The 20,543-nt window shown below is 35.7% G+C and carries 21 protein-coding genes and 1 riboswitch; of the genes, 17 read left to right on the forward strand and 4 right to left on the reverse strand.

The window, feature by feature from the left end; translation table 11 throughout:
- The first annotated feature begins 48 nt into the window (after nucleotides 1-48).
- From MHB61_RS09720 to MHB61_RS09745, 6 genes are all read left to right on the forward strand, one after another.
- Nucleotides 49-645, forward strand: a complete 597-nt coding sequence (locus tag MHB61_RS09720) for a helix-turn-helix domain-containing protein (RefSeq protein ID WP_021212117.1) — start codon at nucleotides 49-51, stop codon at nucleotides 643-645.
- Nucleotides 646-759: 114 nt separating this feature from the next.
- Nucleotides 760-954, forward strand: coding sequence for a hypothetical protein (locus MHB61_RS09725; protein WP_137016468.1), 195 nt, complete (start codon nucleotides 760-762; stop codon nucleotides 952-954).
- A gap of 287 nt (nucleotides 955-1,241) precedes the next feature.
- Nucleotides 1,242-1,499 (forward strand): hypothetical protein, encoded by a 258-nt coding sequence (locus tag MHB61_RS09730; RefSeq protein ID WP_137016466.1) that lies wholly within the window; start codon nucleotides 1,242-1,244, stop codon nucleotides 1,497-1,499.
- A 1,935-nt stretch (nucleotides 1,500-3,434) separates the two neighbouring features.
- Complete coding sequence (locus MHB61_RS09735; RefSeq protein ID WP_003131963.1) at nucleotides 3,435-3,629, forward strand: hypothetical protein; 195 nt, start codon at nucleotides 3,435-3,437, stop codon at nucleotides 3,627-3,629.
- Between the two features lie 537 nt (nucleotides 3,630-4,166).
- Nucleotides 4,167-5,351 carry a tyrosine-type recombinase/integrase gene (locus MHB61_RS09740; protein WP_046125099.1) on the forward strand — a complete coding sequence of 395 codons (1,185 nt, stop codon included), beginning with the start codon at nucleotides 4,167-4,169 and terminating at the stop codon, nucleotides 5,349-5,351.
- A gap of 289 nt (nucleotides 5,352-5,640) precedes the next feature.
- Nucleotides 5,641-6,087, forward strand: coding sequence for a hypothetical protein (locus MHB61_RS09745; RefSeq protein ID WP_137016464.1), 447 nt, complete (start codon nucleotides 5,641-5,643; stop codon nucleotides 6,085-6,087).
- Nucleotides 6,088-6,174: 87 nt separating this feature from the next.
- On the opposite strand, the gene MHB61_RS09750 is transcribed toward MHB61_RS09745, so the two are convergent.
- The gene (locus MHB61_RS09750) at nucleotides 6,175-6,447 is read right to left on the reverse strand and encodes a chorismate mutase (RefSeq protein WP_003131960.1); all 273 of its coding nucleotides are present in this window, start codon (nucleotides 6,445-6,447) and stop codon (nucleotides 6,175-6,177) included.
- Nucleotides 6,448-6,530: 83 nt separating this feature from the next.
- Here MHB61_RS09750 and MHB61_RS09755 point away from each other — a divergent pair, with 83 nt between their 5' ends.
- Genes MHB61_RS09755 through dnaX form a run of 3 tightly spaced genes read left to right on the forward strand, consistent with a single transcriptional unit; the run spans nucleotide 6,531 to nucleotide 9,398 of the window.
- Nucleotides 6,531-7,019 carry a GAF domain-containing protein gene (locus MHB61_RS09755; protein WP_003131959.1) on the forward strand — a complete coding sequence of 163 codons (489 nt, stop codon included), beginning with the start codon at nucleotides 6,531-6,533 and terminating at the stop codon, nucleotides 7,017-7,019.
- Between the two features lie 30 nt (nucleotides 7,020-7,049).
- Entirely contained in the window at nucleotides 7,050-7,691 is a 642-nt protein-coding gene (locus MHB61_RS09760) for a phosphotransferase (protein ID WP_003131958.1), read from the forward strand.
- A 48-nt stretch (nucleotides 7,692-7,739) separates the two neighbouring features.
- Nucleotides 7,740-9,398, forward strand: coding sequence for a DNA polymerase III subunit gamma/tau (gene dnaX, locus MHB61_RS09765; RefSeq protein ID WP_137016462.1), 1,659 nt, complete (start codon nucleotides 7,740-7,742; stop codon nucleotides 9,396-9,398).
- Between the two features lie 34 nt (nucleotides 9,399-9,432).
- Here the strand turns inward: dnaX and MHB61_RS09770 are convergent, their stop codons facing one another.
- Nucleotides 9,433-10,899 carry an amino acid permease gene (locus MHB61_RS09770; protein WP_003131956.1) on the reverse strand — a complete coding sequence of 489 codons (1,467 nt, stop codon included), beginning with the start codon at nucleotides 10,897-10,899 and terminating at the stop codon, nucleotides 9,433-9,435.
- Between the two features lie 157 nt (nucleotides 10,900-11,056).
- Nucleotides 11,057-11,239: riboswitch (Lysine riboswitch) on the reverse strand.
- Nucleotides 11,240-11,421: 182 nt separating this feature from the next.
- On the opposite strand from MHB61_RS09770, the gene MHB61_RS09775 reads away from it, so the two are divergent.
- From MHB61_RS09775 to MHB61_RS09795, 5 genes are all read left to right on the forward strand, one after another.
- The gene (locus MHB61_RS09775; RefSeq protein ID WP_058221735.1) at nucleotides 11,422-12,276 is read left to right on the forward strand and encodes an undecaprenyl-diphosphate phosphatase; all 855 of its coding nucleotides are present in this window, start codon (nucleotides 11,422-11,424) and stop codon (nucleotides 12,274-12,276) included.
- A gap of 191 nt (nucleotides 12,277-12,467) precedes the next feature.
- Nucleotides 12,468-12,761, forward strand: a complete 294-nt coding sequence (gene rpsF, locus MHB61_RS09780) for a 30S ribosomal protein S6 (protein ID WP_003131954.1) — start codon at nucleotides 12,468-12,470, stop codon at nucleotides 12,759-12,761.
- A 29-nt stretch (nucleotides 12,762-12,790) separates the two neighbouring features.
- Nucleotides 12,791-13,291, forward strand: a complete 501-nt coding sequence (locus MHB61_RS09785; protein ID WP_003131953.1) for a single-stranded DNA-binding protein — start codon at nucleotides 12,791-12,793, stop codon at nucleotides 13,289-13,291.
- 172 nt (nucleotides 13,292-13,463) lie between these two features.
- Entirely contained in the window at nucleotides 13,464-13,709 is a 246-nt protein-coding gene (gene rpsR / locus MHB61_RS09790; protein ID WP_003131952.1) for a 30S ribosomal protein S18, read from the forward strand.
- A 199-nt stretch (nucleotides 13,710-13,908) separates the two neighbouring features.
- Complete coding sequence (locus tag MHB61_RS09795; protein WP_003131951.1) at nucleotides 13,909-14,682, forward strand: metallophosphoesterase; 774 nt, start codon at nucleotides 13,909-13,911, stop codon at nucleotides 14,680-14,682.
- An 81-nt stretch (nucleotides 14,683-14,763) separates the two neighbouring features.
- Here the strand turns inward: MHB61_RS09795 and MHB61_RS09800 are convergent, their stop codons facing one another.
- Nucleotides 14,764-15,072 (reverse strand): DUF960 domain-containing protein, encoded by a 309-nt coding sequence (locus MHB61_RS09800; RefSeq protein WP_014570833.1) that lies wholly within the window; start codon nucleotides 15,070-15,072, stop codon nucleotides 14,764-14,766.
- A gap of 37 nt (nucleotides 15,073-15,109) precedes the next feature.
- Nucleotides 15,110-15,958, reverse strand: a complete 849-nt coding sequence (locus MHB61_RS09805) for a MurR/RpiR family transcriptional regulator (RefSeq protein WP_003131770.1) — start codon at nucleotides 15,956-15,958, stop codon at nucleotides 15,110-15,112.
- A 363-nt stretch (nucleotides 15,959-16,321) separates the two neighbouring features.
- Here MHB61_RS09805 and gnd point away from each other — a divergent pair, with 363 nt between their 5' ends.
- The 3 genes from gnd (at nucleotide 16,322) to MHB61_RS09820 (ending at nucleotide 20,408) form a co-directional block, all read left to right on the forward strand.
- The gene (gnd, locus tag MHB61_RS09810) at nucleotides 16,322-17,227 is read left to right on the forward strand and encodes a phosphogluconate dehydrogenase (NAD(+)-dependent, decarboxylating) (RefSeq protein WP_032398514.1); all 906 of its coding nucleotides are present in this window, start codon (nucleotides 16,322-16,324) and stop codon (nucleotides 17,225-17,227) included.
- Nucleotides 17,228-17,347: 120 nt separating this feature from the next.
- Nucleotides 17,348-18,859, forward strand: a complete 1,512-nt coding sequence (gntK, locus tag MHB61_RS09815) for a gluconokinase (RefSeq protein ID WP_003131772.1) — start codon at nucleotides 17,348-17,350, stop codon at nucleotides 18,857-18,859.
- A gap of 133 nt (nucleotides 18,860-18,992) precedes the next feature.
- Nucleotides 18,993-20,408 (forward strand): gluconate:H+ symporter, encoded by a 1,416-nt coding sequence (locus MHB61_RS09820; RefSeq protein WP_003131773.1) that lies wholly within the window; start codon nucleotides 18,993-18,995, stop codon nucleotides 20,406-20,408.
- The last annotated feature ends 135 nt before the right edge of the window (nucleotides 20,409-20,543 follow it).

Here is a 20,543-nt window from a genome sequence, read left to right on the forward strand (position 1 = left end):
CTTAGTTATCAAAATGCTATATAATATTAGTCAGGAGGTCATCTAATCATGGCTAAAAATAGGATAAAAGAGTTAAGGAATTCTACAACCCCTAAAATAACTTTGAAACAACTCTCAGAAAAACTAAAAGAAAAGGGCTTATCTTTCACTGATAGCCAATTATCTTATTATGAAAATGGTACTCGGTTACCTCGTTCGAAAGTTGCGGATGACTTTTGGATAGCACTCTCAGAAATATTTCAAGTGGATGTTCCATATCTGAAAGGAGATTCTAATTTTAAAAATAATGAGCAAGTATATGAGATATTTTCTTTTATCGGAACAGACAAAGAAAAAGATATTAAACTCAGCGATGATGAATGGAATGAACTTTTTTCAAGAGGAATAAATTTTATTGAAAACACCCCTGTCACTTCTGTTGAAGAGATAAAAAAGTTCGAAACTACTCTAAACGCCGTTCAGTCAATCAATAAAAATAAAGGTATAAGTCCAAAGGATACTGAGGGAGAAAAATTAACCGATTTAATGTTGCCTAGGTATAATAAGCTTTCTTCCAATTATAAAAGGAAGGTAAATGATTACATAGAAGATTTGTTAAAAGCACAGACTATTGTAAGAGAGGATGAACTACCGTGGAATCAATAAAAACACCCTTCTTTACTGACTTCTACGGTTATCATCACAACGCTTATGACGAGGCTCGTGCGTTGCTGTATGAGCTGTGCTGGTTTGAGTTGGTGGGTTAAAAAAGGAGGAAACATGAAACTATCGGACTACTTAAAGAGTATTGATCACTTAGATGAAAAAATGGAAAAGGCTGTAATTATAGCTGGGTATGAGAAAATGTTTGGAGAACACTACAGACTACCACAAGAACAGTTTTCTGACCTGATGGAATTACCTTTGCCAAAATTAAGAAGAGTTATTCATGAAATGAAAAAAGCAATAGATTAGAACTTTAATAGTGCTAAAGTCTATATATCTGTAAACCTCAACATTTCTCAACATAGCTCTAAAGGTTCAAAAAGTAACTAAGGGAAATTGCCTGCTTTAAAAGGCTTATAGCAATTCACTATAAGCTCAAACCTTTAGTATTATTTAGTACTGGTAACGCAAAAGATGACACTACCAAAGTTATAAGATGTGCGAAAGTCAAGGAATGACAATGGTTGACGGATATATTGAGATAGTATAAAACAACTGTATTTGTTAGTTTTTGTCAAGTAGAAAAGGATATAAAAATGAAAGTAAATAATAGCGAACAAAGAGGAATTAATAAAAAGGTAATTGCTAAAACTATAATTTTCTTATTTGGTTTATTAATACTTCTAATGATAAGGGTATTTTTAAAAATTAATTTGATGCCGTCAATGTTCATTTCATTGCTTTTTGTAGTAATAGTATTGAAAAATCCTGAAAATAAATATATGAAAATAGGACGTATAGGTCTCATTGCCGTTTTATCGATTCTCTCAATAATTTCTTTAGTGTTGCGATGAACAGTATACTATAGCAAGTCCTAAATTTTAGGAATGCAAAATAAAAAGCGCTTGTGCGCATGATATTTGTAAATCTATGTGTTTCCAGTCACTTAAAACTGGTAGGAGATGAAATGAGAATTTTATTGATAAAAATGATACTAAGACTAAGAAGCGAACTTACAAGAGGGCGACACGGTTATTAATATCATAAAACATCAATAAATACAATGACGTACCAAGTCAATTTCTGCCAACATTTGCCAACAATTAGCAAGGGAGCTGACGCAACCAATCCTTGCATTAGGTCATAACAGCATGTAAATTTTGTATGTTGCTAGAATTTGCTGTGTATTTGTAACTACGGAGCTATAACATTTTTGTTTTGAATGGGTACACCTCAAAGTTACCCCTGACCGACGTGATGTCGGTATAGCTTTGTCTAGTGTTGATAACCTCCACAATTTTGAGGGCGTTAAAATCTTTACACCCTGAACCGCTGTCAGTTTGCTTACATTTCGCCAACTTCTTGGCGAAGATATTTCGTAATTGTCGACCAGCGAATTGAATGATATCTACGACCATTTTTGGTCTCAACTTTCTGCCACAAGTGGCAAAAACGAAAATTTCGTTGTTGTTATTAAGGGGGGTCGTGATTCGCGACTTGCTAGGGAGGAACGAATCGGAGCCCCCTTTTTTAGGGTCTCAGATAATGAAAGATACTTTCTCACATTTTTGTGATTAACCTTGTCTAAACCTTGCTAGTTTTATCTAGCCATAATCTCATTTTATTTATATGTTTTTGGTTTCACTTTTTTCTGAAACCAATAATAGGATATGAACATTTTTGTACAAATCTCTATAGGTTCACTCTAAAATATCATATTTTGTGACCGTCAAAAATGACGGTAGCAAAAACACAAACATAGTAATAGCAAGTGTTTAAGGAGTCTTAAAACCGCATAATACCAAATATTCGTGAGGTCAGCGCACAGTTGCTCTCACGTATTTCGATGAGTTTGGATTTAATTCATGAAATAAAACAAGCGTATTTTCACGCGAAAAAATGGCTTAATAAAGCTGTTTATCAGATATTTTCTATCAAATCACTCGTATTTTCTAGCGTAAAGGGTTTAATTTGGAAAATAAAAAAAGCGCCCTAGTTTGAAATAGGACGCTCTGTGCAAAACTTTAGAAAAAGTTTATGTTTGGAATAAATAGATTATACAACATATTCTATAATTTGTACATTAAAAAGCCACTCGAAAGAGTAGCTTAATACTTGAAAGTAATGACATCTCAAAATCATTATACTTTCATCTTACACTTTTTTATATTCGGTTTCAAATTAAGAAATAGAGACATAGTTATTACAATTTTTTTGTTAAACTACCTGAGGTCGCATTTTACGACTATTGCCACAATCTAATTAGGGCAAGTAACTTTTTTACTTTACCTCAACTATCGGAAATTTACGAAAGTTCATATAGTCTGTGATGACAGGTATAAAATAAATTATAGAAAGGTTTAATATGGCTCGAAAGAAAGACCCTCTTATAACATTTATGATGTCTCTAGGCGTATTTATATTGATGGTACTGTTAATCATCCTTGCTATACGTCTGTGGCAGGTACAGGCGTTTGGCATTCATCAACCTGTTAATTTAAGATAGAAAGGTTTATTATGAAGCTACCAACCAAATATAAGCCAACTGATGTGATATGGTTCATTTTAGCTATAGTAACTTTAGTTCATGCTATCTCTCATAATAATTTATTGTGGGGGATTCTTTCAGCATTTCTTTTTTACTTCGTGCTTGATCCAATCGTTTAAATTATTTTTTTTGAAAGGAGAATATGAATAAGGACAAACAATCATTTATTATTGAATTAGTTTTTATTTTACTAATTATTATTTATGCTGTTCATCAACTGGCATAAAAGGAAGAACAAGCTATGAAAAGAGATGACATCATTAAACTATCAAACGGGCAGGAAGCTACGATTATCAGAGGAGATGAGTCTGAATTAAAGAATAGTTATATCGTAAAACTTGAAGACGGAGAGCTAAGAGTAATTGATAGAGAAACCCTAACGCTAGCCAAGGATGTATCTGATATTAGAGGAAGGCATATCAACCGCAGACAATGATATCACGCGCCCAGTCAGTTAATAGAATGCGCGTGATGTAAGGCTTGTAGAAATCAATATAAGCTTATTGTTCACATTTGCAACTAGTTATTTACTACTTTTTACTTAACCATAATACGTGCAATCACTGAACCACGTTAAAAGCTGATAGGAGGAAATATAAATGTTTAAAGCAATCAAAGAAACAATTAAAAGCTTTATTATATTTTGGGCTATTAAAAAATTATTTAGTTTTGCTTGGCATTCTTTCACTTCTAAATAACTATCAGTCTGTTTCTTATAATCTGTTACCATTGATACCTTACTGTTACTCTTATTTTAGAGAAAGGTAACAGTATAAACCCTTGATATAACTACCTTTATAATACTTTGTTACTCTTGTTACCGTAAATAATACTATATCAGTTGAGAATTTAATAACTCTATAAACTAATAAACCAGTTAACTAATTAATCGTATAAGCTCTAATAACAATATTTCTCAATCCTCGTACATGCCTTGCCTGACATTAGTACAAAATGGAAAGGAAGAAATAATATGAATATTAAAGAATATATAAAAAAAGACGGTACAAAAGTGTACCGTACTAACGTTTATTTAGGCGTAGATAGTCTGACTGGTAAGCAAGTACGAACAAGTGTAAGTGCCAATAGTAGAAAAATGTGTGATATTAAAGCACGCCAAGCTATAAATAAGTTTATCAATAATGGGTCTACAATTGCAAGGGAAAAAGTGGTTTTTGATAACTTTGAATCTTTGGCTTTGAGTTGGTTTGAGAGTTATAAGCTGACAGTTAAAGCCAATAGCATACGTTCAGTAAAAAATTATCTAAAAGTTTATATTTTACCAGCTATTGGGACATACGTTTTACCAAAAATAACGGCTATGTTATTACAAGGTATTGTTAATGATTGGTCTAAGAATGCTAATACCTCTGAGATTATTAGTGGTAAACGTGAAAAGGGTAAAGGTAAAAACTATAAGATAATGCTCAATATCATCAAACGTATCCTTGATTATGGTGTGCAATTAGGAGCGATAAACGACAATCCAGCTACTAAAGTTTTCCCTCCTAAGTTAAAGACAAGGACAGTTAAAAAGATTAAGTATTTTGATGATAAAGAGCTGAAAATGTTCTTAGAATATCTTGAATCATTAGAGCCAAGTATAGAGAACCAGCTACATAATGCCTTATATCGTCTATTATTGGCTACTGGTTTACGTATTGGTGAGGCTTTGGCTTTGAATTGGTCTGATATAGACTTCTCCGAAAAACTTGTTAATGTAACAAAGACAACTTTACAGAGCAGAGAAGTGCAAGATAGCCCCAAAACTAAAGGAAGTAATAGAATTATTTCGCTTGATAATGCCACTTTACAAATTTTAGCCAATTGGCGTAAATTCCAAAATAACCATAATAAAGTGATAGGTTTGTCTGATAGTGTAGTATTTTCTTATGACGGTCAAAGATTGATTTATGAGAGTGAGAGAGTACGTCTTTCTTCTCACTTGGAATCAGCAAGGCTCCCAAATATCGGATTGCATGGTTTCAGACACACTCACGCTAGTTTGTTGATGAATAATGATGTGAACCCTAAAGAAATACAAGAGCGGTTGGGACATTCTAAAATAACAACAACCTTAGATACATATAGCCACCTTGCCAAGGACAAGAAAAAAGAGACTGCTGAAAAGTTCAGCAATATCTTAAAAGCATTATGATTTTTTGGGGCGAACGTAGTAAAAAGCGTAAAAAAAGATAGTTTTAATTAGTGGAATGCTTGTTACAAAGGGATTTATAGCTCTCTCTTGTTATATAGTTTTATTATAGCAAATGGCACTTATTTTTTACTGATAAAACTTTAAATCAAAGTTGAAATCACAAAAAGAGCCATATTTTTTGAAAAATTCACAAAGTCAGTGTAAACTTGAGATAGGTTTTATGAATTTAATGCGAGAAAGGAAGCGAGTCTTAATACTTTTTACTAAAAGTAGATTTGCATAGGAAAATATGGAACTCAATGATTTGAAAGATTCACTGACTGCTTTAAAATATGGTGAAATTGCAACTGTCGCGATGATTGACCGAGGCGCACATGCTGAAATTGAAGAGTCTATTGAAGCGGAAAGTAAAGATCAAAAGATAAATTCTGGAATCTTTAAAGAGCTTGCTGCTACAGTTAAAGATGAAAACGAGGATTTAGTGGTAGTTGGTCGTTCAGATATTGATCAGGCACTGACTCCAGAAGATTTTTCGCGATTTATCGGTCAGATGACCAAGGAAAAACATATTATTTTTGTTGAGTGTCTCTATTTGGGAACAACAGAAATTAAAGGTTTTCTTAACAGCTTGAAAGAAAATAATCTTTTAGAAAATAGTAAATTGGTTCTGCTTGATTTGCCGCAATTAGAATACATGATGTTGCGAGACAGTTTAGCTGGACAATTTAAATTATAAAAAAGTTACTGACAAAATTATCGCTCAATCTGTAAGTTGCGTAAGCAAGCAGATAGGAGTGATAGAATTTTTGTCAGTAACTTTTTCTTATTGTTCACGGTTTTCTCTTTGATAAAGGCGAGAATTTTTCATAATATCTTTAAAAGTATTAATGATTGTTTCTTGATAAGCAGAATTTTTAATATTTTGGCGAGCCAAATCTAATACGGCTTGTTCGCGAGAGTTATCTAAAATAGTAATTTTTTGTGCTTGTTTTTCTTGGCTAATTTCTTGAACAATTGTCATACGTTTCTCAAGAAGCTGAACGATTTCTTGGTCCACTTGGTCAATGTTGTTCCGAAGTTCTTCTAGTTTATTCATGGTTTTTATTATATCAAAACTAATCTAAAATTTGCCTTTAAAAAATGATATAATGGATTATATTATTTTTGAGGAGCAACAAGATGAATAAAGAAGAAAAAATCGAAGGTTATGAGTTGCTTAATTTGCAACTAAAAGCGCTTCTTAGTGAACAAAATTATACACTTTCAAACTTAGCCAATGCAAGTAGTTTACTTTGGAGCTTTTTGCCTGAGCAAGTTTATACAGGTTTCTACCTCTACAATGGTGAAAAATTAATTTTAGGGCCATTTCAAGGGTCTGTGTCTTGCGTTGAAATTATAATGGGCAAAGGGGTTTGTGGGGAATCAGCTCAAAATCGTCAAACCATTATTGTTGAAAATGTAAAGAAACACAAAAATTATATTTCTTGTGACGGTCGAGCAATGTCTGAAATTGTTGTTCCAATGGTTAAAGATGGTAAATTAGTTGGGGTTCTTGACTTAGATAGTTCAGAAATTGGTTTTTATGATGAAATCGACCAAAAATATCTTGAAGAATTTGCTAACATTTTATGTGAAATGACTGATTTTAAATTTTTTGAAGTAGGTTAAATCAAAATTTTAAAGGGTATCGGAGAAAAAATGAGTGAAATAGTAAAAAAATTTATTGCTGACCGTTTTGGGGAAAAAGAAGGAACATCTGTAAATCCAGGTAATATTGGAGATGTTCGTGAATTTGCGCAAGAATTAGGAAGTTTTCTCTATCAATTACATCGGCTACCAACAACAGATGCAAAGTCACCTAGTTTTGAAAATGCTTTTGCTGGTTCTGATTTGATTTTCTTTGAAGCTGAGATGATAGAACTTTTGAAAGTCTATCAAAAAGTTGTTCCTGCTGACCTTTTGCAAGAAAAATTTGATTTTGCAGCAAAAACAAAATGGTCCAAGAAACCTGTTTGGGTTTTGGGAGAATTGCTTACGCAAAATTTAAAAGTTACTGACGGAAAGTTAGTTAACGTCAAAATTACTGACAAAGCTGTTATTGGTGATCCAGCTTTTGATTTAGCAATTGCTTGGACGATTTTTGATGAAAAAGCACGTAAAATATTTTTTGCGGCAACCGAAGCAGATGAGGCAACGATTAATCGAGCAAGAATGTTCGCCCTCAGACAGGCCCTCAGAAATTATCAATCACAAGATATTGATGAATTGATTCAATCACGTGATGCTTCAACTGAAATTTTAAAAGACTTAAACTATAGTCTTGGGCAAGATTTCTATTGAAACAAGCGGATATGAAAAGAATACTAAGTAAAAAATTGGAAGAGAAAAATGGCATATCAAGCATTATATAGAAAATATCGAAGTCAAAGATTTGATGAAATGGTGGGGCAAGAAGTTGTAGCAACAACATTAAAAAATGCGATTGTCAATCATCAAATTTCACATGCTTATCTTTTTTCTGGTCCAAGAGGGACAGGGAAAACCTCAGCAGCTAAAATTTTTGCTAAGGCAATAAATTGTCCTAATCAAGTGGATGGAGAGCCCTGCAATAATTGCTTTATTTGTGACTCAATCACCAAAGGAAGCTTAGATGATGTCATTGAACTTGATGCGGCATCAAATAATGGGGTTGACGAAATTCGAGAAATTCGAGATAAATCAACTTACGCAGCTAGTCAAGCTACTTACAAGGTTTATATTATTGATGAAGTGCATATGCTTTCAACAGGGGCTTTTAATGCACTTTTGAAAACACTAGAAGAACCTACAGAAAATGTTGTTTTCGTCCTGGCTACTACTGAATTACAAAAAATTCCAGCAACCATTATCTCGCGTGTTCAACGTTTTGCTTTTAAATCAATCACAACAGGAGACATTCGGACTTATTTAGCAAAAATAATGGCTGATGAAGGACTTGAATTCGACGGTAAAGCACTCGATGTTATTGCTAAAGCAGCTGAAGGTGGAATGCGTGATGCCCTCTCTTTATTAGACCAAGCCTTATCGTTTTCATCAGGAAAATTAGAAGAAAATGATGCACTACTTGTCACAGGGTCGATTGCTGCAGATGCTTTAGTAACATATGTTGCAGCACTTTTTGAGCATGATGAAGCAAAAGCGCTGATGGAACTTGATAAGATTTTTTCTGAAGGAAAAAATATGCTTCGATTTACGGAAGATTTATTAGCATACCTTCGGGATTTACTCTTGGATAAAAATTCTCAGTATGACCGTGGTCAAATTTTTTCATGGATTGATATTGCAATTGAAAGTTTGAAAACGATAAAGGAAACGACTCAAACAAAAATTGCGGCAGACGTCATGACCATGCGTTTGGCTGAAATTGGACAAAATAATTTACTGACAGCTTCGCAAGGAGAAATCCCTAATCAGCTGACAGCCGAAATTGCTACTTTAAAAACCGAAATTAATCAATTGAAAGCTCAAATTTCAGCTGGTCAAATTCAGGTAAATTCAGATTCACAAAATAATTTACTGACAGAAAAAGTTAAAGGCAGTTCGAAACCAATAGCATCTAAAAAACGCCAAATTAACAAAGATTTAATTTATAAAGCTTTGGCTGAGGCGACAAATGAAGCTAGAAAAGCTGCTCTAAGTGCGTGGCCAGAACTTGTTGCTTCGGTAACTAAACCGGCAGACCGAGCTTTACTTAATAATACAGCCCCTGTTGCTGCGTCAGAAAATTTCCTTGTGGTGACTTTTCCTCATGAGAATCTTGCTAAAAGAGTCAGTGAAAATGAAGAATTGCAACTTTTTTGTGGGAATCTCTTGAGTTCAATTGTTGGATTTGCGCCAGAAATTATCTCTCTTGCTGAACAAGACTGGCAAGAAGTTCGAGCAGAATATGTTTCTAATTTAAAATCTGAAAATGTTCAAGAAGATGAAGAAGATGAAAAAGAGCCGGATGAAACGGTAAACTTAGCTAAAGAACTCTTTGGTGAAAAAGTAGTTGAAATTAATGATTAAACTAATAAAAAAGCCGCTCATTGAGCGACTTTTTTTAATCTTTATGACGACTTAAATCAACCTCTTTAAGGGGGATAAGTTTCGTTTTGTTTTTAAATTTATAACCCAAGTAAAGGATGAAGAAGAGTGGGATTGCGGCATACATGATGACACCTTGCACCCAAGTTTTACCAAAAAGAAGCATTGGGTCTTGGCCGAGTGTGACTAAAACGGTCATAATTAAGGCTAAGATTGGACCAAATGGGAATAGTTTTGCATGATAAGGTAATTTTTTAACATCTTTTCCTTGAGCGACATAGGCGCGGCGGAAGCGGAAGTGGCTAATTGCAATCCCAATCCAAGCAATAAATCCTGTTAAACCAGAGGCTGAGACGAGGAATGTAAAGAAGTTAACTCCGTAAATTGATGTCAAGAATGTGAGTAAAGCAACAGCAGTTGTAGCTAATAAAGCAATGAAAGGAATCCCGTTTTTTGAAGTTTTTGAGAAAATCTTTGGTGCGCCACCATCTTTAGCTAGTGAATAAAGCATCCGAGTAGAGGCATACATTCCAGAGTTTGCTGCTGAAACGACAGAAGTTAAAACAACGGCGTTCATGATAGAAGCTGCAATAGAGAGACCAACACGTTCAAATACAATTGTGAAAGGGCTTTGAGCAGCTGAATCTCCTCCAACTAAGTGGGGGTCGGTAAATGGAATGATAGCCGCCATCACGAAGATAGATAAGATATAAAAGACAAGAATACGCCAGAAGATAGAGTTCATAGCTTTAGGAATTGATTTTTCAGGATTTTCAGCTTCGCCAGCTGTAATTCCGAGCAATTCTGTTCCTTGGAAAGAGAAACCAGCGACTAAGAGTACGCCGAGAATCCCTCCGCCGGTAGTGAAACTACCAAGTCCTCCGACAAAACCATGATTACCAACTGAAAGATTTTTAGCGACGTCAATATGACCGCCCATAATTCCAAAAATAGATAAGAAACCAATAATCAAGAATAAAACAACAACAGTAATTTTAATGGCTGACAACCAATATTCAGTTTCGCCAAAAGTTTTAACTGATAAGGCATTGATTGCAAAGACAATAATTAAGGCAATCAGTGAAAAAATCCAACTTGGAACATCTGGTAACCAGAATTTGATACAAAGGGCAACGGCTGTTAAATCAACCGCTACGGTAATTGCCCAGTTTAACCAATAATTCCAACCTAGAGCAAAACCAAAAGCTGGGTCAACATAACGTGTTCCATAGTCTGAAAAAGAACCAGAAGTGGGTAAATAAGTGGCCATTTCACCAAGTGATGTCATGAGGAAGTAAACCATTGCTCCGATAAGAACATAGGCAGTCAGTGCACCAAATGGTCCTGCCGTGTGAATGACATCGCCTGAAGTCAGAAACAATCCAGTTCCGATTGTTCCGCCAAGGGCAATCATGGAAACATGACGTGATTTTAAGCCGCGTTTTACTTGCGTCTCAGTAGTTGAGTTTGAAGAATTTTCCAAAATTCTCTCCCTAATAAAATTTATTCTACACCGACTTGTTTGACTCAGACTCAACCTTACTCCTGTTTAGTTTAGAAAAGTCTGAGAAAAACAAAAAAAGCAATCCTACTAGATAGAATAGATTGCTAAAGGTCCGACAAAATTTTAAAAATTTTCTTGAACGAATAGCCCTCCGCATGGTTATTAACCATTTGCGACAGTCTAGTGAGTTTTTCTCACTAGCCCAAGAACTTTGCTGAGCAACAAAATTCTTTCGGCAACCTCTCCTCCTCTAAATACGCGTCTTTGTTGTGCTCCAACTCGGCGTAGATTCATATCAGTTGCGACCTCTATCGATGTGTTATTTGTAATTCTAGCGCAATTTTAAGATGATGTCAAGGAAGAGAATGTAAAATTAATTACAAATAATCACTTTCTTTGTAAGTTTATTCATTTGTCATTTATGATATACTTATGAGGATAGGACTGCTATGTCAGTCAATAAAAATCAGTCTTTTTACTGAAATTTTCTAGGAGCAAAATATGGATTTTATTCGTGCCATTATTTTAGGTATTATTGAAGGAATCACTGAGTGGTTACCTATTTCCTCAACAGGACATTTGATTATTGCTGATGAATTTATTCGTCTTAATCAATCAGCAGCTTTTAAAGAAATGTTTGATGTTGTGATTCAGCTAGGAGCAATTTTGTCAGTTGTTGTTCTTTATTTTCATAAACTGAATCCATTTAATAAGTTAAATCCAACTGATAAACAAAAAACACCACGTGAGATTCAATTAACTTGGCGTTTGTGGTTGAAAGTTTTGATTGCGGCTTTACCAGCAGCGATTATTGGTTTACCACTTAATGACTGGTTGGACAAACATTTTTACCATTTTGTTCCTGTTGCCTTCATGTTAATTATTTATGGGGTAGCATTTATTGTCATTGAGCGTCGGTGGGTACCAAACCATGAATTTTCCGTAATGAATATTGACCGTTTGCCTTATCGTGCCGCTCTTTATATTGGATTATTCCAAGTGCTGTCTTTACTTCCAGGGACATCGCGTTCAGGTGCGACAATTGTCGGTGCTTTATTAATTGGTGTAAGTCGTGAAGTTGCCGCAGAATTTACCTTTTTCTTGGGTATTCCAGTTATGTTTGGGGCTAGTTTCATCAAAATACTTCACTTTTTCAAAAATGGGAATTCTTTAAGTTTTGAACAATTTGGGGTCTTGTTAGTAGCTTGTATAGTTGCCTTTGGGGTATCAATGGTTGCCATCAAGTTCTTGACCGATTATGTGAAAAAACATGATTTTACTTTCTTTGGGAAATATCGGATTGTGTTAGGGATTATCCTTCTTATTTATGCAATGTTTAAAGCCTTTTTGGGCTGAGAATGAGATAAATTATGCCAACTCTCTTTAGTTGGTATTTTTTATTTTAAAATAGTTCTCTTTGCTGAGGGAAAGTTTAAATGTATTCTTGCTAAAAATAGAAAAAAGTGATAGAATATAACTCTGTGGGAAAAACTCACAACTTACGCAGGACTCAACCTGCGTCATTAGTCCAAAAGGAGGAAAAATCAATGACTAAATACGAAATTCTTTATATTATTCGCCCAAACATTGATGAAGAAGCAAAAGCTGCCCTCGTTGAACGTTTCGATGGAATCTTGACTGACAACGGTGCTGCAAATCTTGAGTCTAAAGACTGGGAAAAACGTAAACTTGCTTACGAAATCAATGATTTCCGCGAAGGTATCTACCACATCGCAACTTTTGAAGCTGAAACAACTTCAGAAGCTTTGAGCGAATTTGACCGTCTTGCTAAGATCAACCTTGACATTCTTCGTCATATGATCGTTAAAGTTGAAGCTTAAGAGCTTTCATTTCTAAGGAGAAGTTCATCATGATTAACAATGTTGTATTAGTAGGACGCATTACTCGCGATCCTGAACTTCGATACACCCCTCAAAATCAAGCTGTCGCAACATTTTCATTGGCTGTAAACCGTCAATTTAAAAATGCGAATGGCGAACGTGAGGCTGATTTCATTAACTGCGTTATTTGGCGCCAACAAGCTGAGAATTTGGCGAATTGGGCTAAAAAAGGAGCTTTGATTGGGGTAACTGGTCGAATTCAAACACGTAACTATGAAAATCAACAAGGTCAACGCGTTTATGTGACTGAGGTTGTGGCTGACAGTTTCCAAATGTTGGAAAGTAGATCTGCTCGTGAAGGTATGGGAGGCGGAACTTCTGCTGGTTCATATTCTGCACCTAGCCAATCTACAAATAATACTCCACGTCCACAAACGAATAACAATAATGCAACACCGAATTTCGGTCGTGATGCTGATCCGTTTGGTAGCTCACCGATGGAAATTTCGGATGATGACCTTCCATTCTAATAGGGTGAAATAATTGACGCTAAAGCGCCTAATTATTTCACGGAAACCGCTATGGCGGATTTCCTAACCCTCTTACTAGTTATTATGAAAAGCAGAATCGGCTTTTCATAATAACTAGTAATCCTAAGGAAACTTTAAACAGACATCTAAAAATAATATAAGGAGAAATAAAATGGCACAACAACGTCGTGGCGGCTTCAAACGCCGTAAAAAAGTTGACTTCATCGCTGCAAACAAAATCGAAGTCGTTGACTACAAAGACACTGAACTTTTGAAACGTTTCATCTCAGAACGTGGTAAAATCTTGCCACGTCGCGTGACTGGTACATCTGCTAAAAACCAACGTAAAGTGGTTAACGCAATCAAACGCGCGCGCGTAATGGCTTTGCTTCCATTCGTAGCTGAAGACCAAAACTAATAAATGAAAGGCTGCTTCGGTAGTCTTTTTTTGTATAAAAATTTGATAATTAGAGTTGATATTTACTGACAGAAAGCTCGGTTCTGTCCGAATTTACTGACCAGAAATTTGTTAGAAAAAGAGAATAGATTGATAACTTCATCAAGTATTTTTGATTAATACTATGTTTTTGTCAGTGAATTTATGATAAAATGGACAAATGATTGAATTGATAATAGGAGCAGTGCTCTTAAGTTTGTTAATTTATGGAATTTTTATAGAGCCTCATTTGATGAAAGTGAGACATGTAAAAATCGCTCAAAAACAAAATTTAAAAATTGCTCATTTTACCGATACCCACTTTGCTTGGCACACGACTAGTCGTCGTTTTAAAAAATTTGCTCGAAATATTGCTAATGAACAGCCAGATTTAATTATTTTTTCTGGAGATTTATTTGACAAGGTTGCTTGGGCAAAAAATCGAGATTGGACTGATTTACTGACGATATTGTCAGAACTTAAAGCTCCTCTTGGGAAATTTGCGATACTTGGTAATCATGATTTTGATGATGAAAAATCGTCAAGGTTTGTTGAAGAGTTTCTAGAAAAAGCTGGTTTTGTTCTGTTGAAAAATTCATCAGTTGTCAAAGATAATTTATCTATTTCTGGGGTTGATGACTGGCGTGAGGGACGGCCTGATTTTGAACTTGAGCCTATTGATGCAACATTTTCGCTTTTAGCCCTTCACGAACCGGATACTATTTTAGACATGGAAACAATTAAGGAATTTGATTTAATTCTTTCTGGTCATAGTCACGGAGGGCAAATTCGGATAGGAAATTGGCGTTTACGCAATAAGGGGTCAAGTAGTGCTGATGCTGGTTTGTATCAGCTCAATGACCGAACAAAATTGTATGTTAATCGTGGAATTGGTTTGACTTTCTTACCTATTCGTTTTGGGGTGCCTCCAGAAATTGTGTATTACTACATCTAAAAAAATCTGTCAGTAATTTTGACAGATTTTTTTATTTTTTTATTTAAAAATTTACTGACAGCTTTGTTAAAAATTCTGTCATTACATTTCTCTTGCAGTCATGATCGTTTCGCGTCCCATATTATCAACGGCTCGGTAGTGTAGAGGCCATTCAGGATTAAAAGGGTAGCCAAAATCAACGAGGATGGTTGTTGGACTATTGTCTTGAGAAAAACGAATAGAAAGTAAATTATCCGAATTAACCAAGTCAAAATTGATAATTGTTTCTAGTGGAAAAACGCCCTTGAGGTGATGGTCAATAATAAACCAAAAGGCATCAATGACTTCTCCAGGAATTGACGCAACGGTATCAAAACTTGCGTAGCGTCGTCTAGTGTTAGAAAATGACATAAAATCACATCCTTTCTATAAGATAAATGGATAAATTCTAGGAAATACGGGAATCTCGAATGACTTTTCGGATTTCAGATAAAGTCCCTTCAGAAACATTTTTCATTTTCATTCCGTACATCATAAACAAGGCATCAAGCAAACTAATTTGAGAAACTGTGGAAGCAACGGCTTCAGGTCGAAATGAAATTTCTTCAGAAATTGAAATTAGCGCAACATCGGCCGCTTTAGCTAAAGGTGAACTCGCAAAAGAAGTCAATGCAATAATTGGAACCCCGCGACTCTTCAAAATTTCAACCAAGTGCATTGTATCTCTGTTTTTTCCTGTATGTGAAATAACAAAAGCACAATCGTCGCTCGTTAATTTTGCAGCCTGCATTTGTTGAAAATGAAAATCCTGATGATAAACGCAGTGCAAAGGCATTCTCAAAAATTTATGAAAAGCAATTAATGCAACAGCGTTTGAACCACCCAAACCAAAAAAACCGCAAGTGCTGGCATTGAGCAAAATTTCCATGGTTTGGTCAAGTTCTCTGTTAGTGATAAGGTTTAATGTAGAATTTAATGATGAAATATTGCCGTTGAAGTTTTTTGTCAGTATTTCTTTGTAATCGTCAGTTGGTGAAAGTTCGCTAAAAAATTCATCGTTTCGTGTCGAGTCAGTGGCATGAATGGCGAGTTTTAATTCTTGGAAGGAATTAAAGCCAATTTTTTTAGAAAATCTGGAAATTGTAGCCGTAGAGACATGAGTTTTTTGAGCAAATTCCTGAATTGAAAGCCTCGCTGCACTATCAATATTCGCAATTAAATAGTCAGAAATTGCCTGATCTGATTTACTGAGGTTATCATAATAACTTCGGATTCGGCTGATTAAAGTACGCGACATATCAAGCCTCCTTCTAATTGACTACATTATATCATAGCCAGTAACACGAAACAATGTTTCATGTACTGACTATCATTTTATTGGGGCCGAACGATGCGTAGGATAGCTGTTGTCAGTTTACTGACTTACAGATATGCTAGTTGTTACACCTAGAGCGGAGTAATAAGGTATCTAGGGAGTTCGCTATAGCGTGTTATAAGTAGTGATACTCAAGATTTCTCGATTTCTCAAAAATTCCAAACTCCTAACTTGAAATTTTTTTGACAAATCAGAAAATATTTTACAAAAAATATTGTTGACAAATGAAAAAAATTACTTATACTAAAGTTATAAAATGAAAGCGATGCCACGGAGGAAAAAATGATGAAATTTGGTATGATTGGTTTAGGGAAAATGGGAATGAATCTTGTGAAAAATGCCGTTGACCATGAGATTGAAGTTGTTGCTTACGATCTAAATACAAAAGCGGTAGAGGAAGCTAAGGATTACTCAGACAATATTACCGCTGTCAGCACAATTGAAAATTTACTGACAGAATTGCCAGCAAGCAAAATTGTTTGGTTGATGCTTCCAGCAGGAACTCCTACAAATTCAACGATTGAAATGCTCTCTGAAAAGTTGTCAGCTGGAGATATTCTGATAGACGGTGGAAATTCTAATTACAAAGATAATTTAGAACAAAATAAATTACTGACAGAAAAAGGAATTAAATTTTTTGATGTTGGAACCTCTGGTGGAATGGCTGGAGCTCGTCAAGGCGGGAATTTTATGATTGGTGGAGATGATGAAAAATCTTGGACAATCATAGAACCAATCTTCAAAGCAATCTCAATGGAAGATGGCTACCTCTATACAGGGAAACTTGGCAGTGGTCATTACTTGAAAATGATTCATAATGGAATTGAATATGGGATGATGCAAGCGATTGCTGAAGGATTTGAAATTTTAGAAGAGTCACCATTTGATTATGACTATGAAGCCGTTGCAAAATTATGGAATCATGGTTCAGTAATCCGAAGCTGGTTGATGGAGCTTGCTCAAGAACAATTTTCAAAAGACCCTAAACTAGACCAAATTATCGGTCATGTTCAATCTTCAGGAGAAGGAAAATGGACCGTTGAAGAAAGCTTGGACTTGGGCGTTCCTGCCCCGGTCATTGCCTTGTCACTAATGATGCGTCAACGCTCATTACAAGAAGATACCATGACTGGAAAAGTAGTTGCCGCTCTGCGCAATGGCTTTGGCGGGCATGACGTAGAACAAAAATAATTTACTGACAGATGAGAAGTGTGAGCTAACTAGGACAAAAAACTTCTGTCAGTAAAAAACTACTGATGATGAAAGAATTTAAAAGTCTGTCAGTAAATATATAGAAGAAAAGGAGCCTAAATGCAATATTTAATAGGCGTCGATTTAGGAACCACAGCAACTAAGGCAGTGCTTTTTGAGAAAAATGGAAAAATAGTTGCAAGTAGTAGCCAAGCCTATCCCCTCTATCGTGATGCTAGTGGGATGGCAGAAGAATCTCTTGAAGAAATTTTTGAAGCAGTTTTAGTGACAATCAGGGAAGTTTCAATTAATTTAGAAGATGAAGATGAACTTTTAGCCGTTTCATTTAGTACACAAATGCACTCGCTAATTGCTTTTGACGAAAATTGGCAGCCGCTTACAAGATTAATCACTTGGGCTGATACAAGAGCAGTAAAATACACCGAACAAATTAAGGCCTCTAAAAATGGTTTTGATATTTATCGAAGAACCGGAACGCCTCTTCATCCAATGGCTCCTTTATCTAAATTTATCTGGTTAGAAGCTGAACATCCAGATATTTATCAAAAAGCAGCCCACTATTTGGAACTTAAAGGATACATTTTCCAAAGACTTTTTGGAACAAATAAAATGGATTTATCAACCGCAACAGGTACAGGTATCTTCAATATATTTGAACTTCATTGGGATAAAGAAGCGCTAGAGATGACTGGAATCAAAGAAAGTCAATTGCCTAAAGTAGTTGAACCCTATGAGATAGAAGAAAACCTTCCTCACGAATATGCCAAGAAAATGGGAATTCAAAGCAGCACCAAATTTATTTGGGGTGCAGCCGATGGTCCGTTGTCAAATTTGGGAGTAAATGCGATTAAACCGGGTGTTGCAGCCATCACAATTGGAACATCTGGTGCGATTCGAGTAGTTACTGACAAACCTAAAACAGATGAAAAAGGACGCACATTTACCTATGCATTAGACAAAGAACATTGGGTAGTCGGTGGTCCCGTAAACTCTGGTGGAGATGTTTTCCGTTGGGCTCGTGACCAAATTTTTGATGGAAAAATTTCTTTTGATGAAGTCACGGAACTTGCAGCAAACATTTCCCCGGGCGCTGATGGATTGCTTTTCCACCCCTATCTTGGAGGCGAGCGAGCACCGATTTGGGATGCCAATGCCAGAGGTTCATTTTTTGGCCTAAACTACGGACATAATCGTAGTCATATGGCAAGATCTGTTCTTGAAGGTGTTATCTTCAATATTTATATGGTTGCGCTTAGCCTTGTTGAAGTAGTAGGTGACCTAAATATGATTCAAGCGACAGGAGGATTTACAAGCTCTGAACTCTGGACACAAATCCTAGCAGATATTTTTGAACAACCAATCAATGTGCCAGAGAGCCGAGAAGCTGGCTGTTTAGCCGCCATTATCATGGCTGAAAAAGCCCTTGGCTTAATTGAAGATATCAGCGAAATCGAAACGATGGTAGGAACAAATGAAACCTACCAACCCAATCCAAAAAATTTCGAAATTTACCGAGAAATTAGTCCAATATTTATCCGACTTTCTCGCTCTCTCTTGGCAGAATATGAAAATATTGCCAATTTCCAAAGAAAATTTGAAGAAGAAAAATAAACTTGTATTCTTTAAAGACTCAATACTTCCATATATCACAAAAAAGTATTGAGTTAATTTTTAAAAGCAAATTGTAAGCGCCAGCAATCGTCCTTACACAGTATATTCAATATTTTTTGAAAGGAAAAAATATATGATTGATTTACTTGTACTTTTAATTGTGGTCTTAATCCTCCTCCTGATGATTATCAAATTTAAAATTAACACTTTTGTGTCCTTGATTGTCGTAGCGGTTTTAGTTGGGTTAGGACTTGGAATGCCACTCGGTCAAATCCCTGTTTCAATCCAAAACGGAATCGGAGGCTCATTAGGAGAGTTAGCAATCGTTTTTGGTTTTGGAGCAATGCTTGGAAGACTAATTGCTGATGCTGGTGGAGCCTATCGTATCTCAAAAACGCTTATTAACAGTTTTGGTAAAAAAAGAATTCAATGGGCAATTATGGTTGCCAGTTTCATTATTGGGATTGCCCTCTTCTTTGAAGTTGGGATGGTTCTCTTGATTCCGATTGTCTTTGCCGTCGCCTTAGAAGCAAGTGTTCCCTTGATTTACCTCGGAATTCCAATGGCAGCCGGACTTTCAGTAACTCACGGATTCTTACCTCCCCATCCAGCACCAATTGCAATTGCCGGTGTACTAGGCGCAAATCCTGGAACTGTTCTCCTTTACGGAATTATTGCAGCAATTCCAACAGTCATTATCGCAGGTCCAGTTTTCACAAAAATTGCTAAAAAATGGGTTCCAGAAGCCTTTGTTGTAAAAAATAAACTATCCGCCTTTGGTGAAATCAAAGAATGGAAATTAGAAGAAACTCCAGGATTTGGGATTTCCATCTTGACAGCATTAATGCCAGTAATCTTAATGGCAATCAGCACCATTTATTCTATCGCGACTAATGATGGGAAACCCTTTGCCGCAGTAACAACAAGTGCAATGAAAGCAGGAAAGGTAGTAACGACCACCACTTACCCATCAAGTTTTGTTGAAAATGTGATGATGTTTATTGGTAATCCCGTATCGGCAATGATTATTTCACTACTCTTTGCCTTAGTTACTATGGGTTGGATGCAACGTAAGAAAAATTCTGAAATTGCAGTATCGATTGCAGATTCAGTTAAATCAATTGCGATGCTATTGTTAGTTATCGGTGGTGGAGCAGCTCTTAAACAAATTCTTATTGATGGAGGGATTTCAGTCCAAATCGCCAATATGTTTAAAGATTCACCACTTTCGCCATTGTTACTTGCTTGGATCATCACAGTAATTTTACGTGTAGCCTTAGGTTCTGCAACCGTGGCCGCTTTAACAGCAGCAGGTTTAGTTCAACCAATGCTTGCATCAGCTTCTCCAAATACAGCCGCACTAATGGTCTTGGCAATAGGGGCAGGTTCAATTGCCGCATCTCATGTTAACGATGCAGGATTCTGGATGTTTAAAGAATACTTTGATTTAGATGTCAAACAAACATTAAAAACTTGGACAGTACTAGAAACGATTATCGCAGTTGTAGGTTTAGGAATGGTCATGTTAATGAGTATCTGGGTACATTAATAAAAAAATAAGTCAATTTTGACTTATTTTTTTTATTTGTCAAAGCTAGTGGTGGTATGAAATAAAGCGAATACAGGAGAGGGAAAAAGCGAACGTAAGATAAAAAAAGGTATAAAAGTCACAGTTAATTCTTGA

This window comes from Lactococcus sp. FSL K6-0773, assembly GCF_038006485.1.
Taxonomy (GTDB): domain Bacteria; phylum Bacillota; class Bacilli; order Lactobacillales; family Streptococcaceae; genus Lactococcus; species Lactococcus lactis.

Excerpts from the sequence above, each read along its gene's own strand:
- MHB61_RS09750 (WP_003131960.1), bottom strand. The coding sequence starts at position 6,447 with ATGAATAAACTAGAAGAACTTCGGAACAACATTGACCAAGTGGACCAA.
- MHB61_RS09760 (WP_003131958.1), top strand. The coding sequence starts at position 7,050 with ATGAGTGAAATAGTAAAAAAATTTATTGCTGACCGTTTTGGGGAAAAA.
- gnd (WP_032398514.1), top strand. The coding sequence starts at position 16,322 with ATGAAATTTGGTATGATTGGTTTAGGGAAAATGGGAATGAATCTTGTG.
- dnaX (WP_137016462.1), top strand. The coding sequence starts at position 7,740 with ATGGCATATCAAGCATTATATAGAAAATATCGAAGTCAAAGATTTGAT.
- MHB61_RS09725 (WP_137016468.1), top strand. The coding sequence starts at position 760 with ATGAAACTATCGGACTACTTAAAGAGTATTGATCACTTAGATGAAAAA.
- MHB61_RS09800 (WP_014570833.1), bottom strand. The coding sequence starts at position 15,072 with ATGTCATTTTCTAACACTAGACGACGCTACGCAAGTTTTGATACCGTT.
- MHB61_RS09795 (WP_003131951.1), top strand. The coding sequence starts at position 13,909 with ATGATTGAATTGATAATAGGAGCAGTGCTCTTAAGTTTGTTAATTTAT.
- MHB61_RS09755 (WP_003131959.1), top strand. The coding sequence starts at position 6,531 with ATGAATAAAGAAGAAAAAATCGAAGGTTATGAGTTGCTTAATTTGCAA.
- MHB61_RS09775 (WP_058221735.1), top strand. The coding sequence starts at position 11,422 with ATGGATTTTATTCGTGCCATTATTTTAGGTATTATTGAAGGAATCACT.
- MHB61_RS09720 (WP_021212117.1), top strand. The coding sequence starts at position 49 with ATGGCTAAAAATAGGATAAAAGAGTTAAGGAATTCTACAACCCCTAAA.
- gntK (WP_003131772.1), top strand. The coding sequence starts at position 17,348 with ATGCAATATTTAATAGGCGTCGATTTAGGAACCACAGCAACTAAGGCA.
- MHB61_RS09740 (WP_046125099.1), top strand. The coding sequence starts at position 4,167 with ATGAATATTAAAGAATATATAAAAAAAGACGGTACAAAAGTGTACCGT.
- MHB61_RS09730 (WP_137016466.1), top strand. The coding sequence starts at position 1,242 with ATGAAAGTAAATAATAGCGAACAAAGAGGAATTAATAAAAAGGTAATT.
- MHB61_RS09785 (WP_003131953.1), top strand. The coding sequence starts at position 12,791 with ATGATTAACAATGTTGTATTAGTAGGACGCATTACTCGCGATCCTGAA.
- MHB61_RS09735 (WP_003131963.1), top strand. The coding sequence starts at position 3,435 with ATGAAAAGAGATGACATCATTAAACTATCAAACGGGCAGGAAGCTACG.
- rpsF (WP_003131954.1), top strand. The coding sequence starts at position 12,468 with ATGACTAAATACGAAATTCTTTATATTATTCGCCCAAACATTGATGAA.
- MHB61_RS09820 (WP_003131773.1), top strand. The coding sequence starts at position 18,993 with ATGATTGATTTACTTGTACTTTTAATTGTGGTCTTAATCCTCCTCCTG.
- MHB61_RS09745 (WP_137016464.1), top strand. The coding sequence starts at position 5,641 with ATGGAACTCAATGATTTGAAAGATTCACTGACTGCTTTAAAATATGGT.
- MHB61_RS09805 (WP_003131770.1), bottom strand. The coding sequence starts at position 15,958 with ATGTCGCGTACTTTAATCAGCCGAATCCGAAGTTATTATGATAACCTC.
- rpsR (WP_003131952.1), top strand. The coding sequence starts at position 13,464 with ATGGCACAACAACGTCGTGGCGGCTTCAAACGCCGTAAAAAAGTTGAC.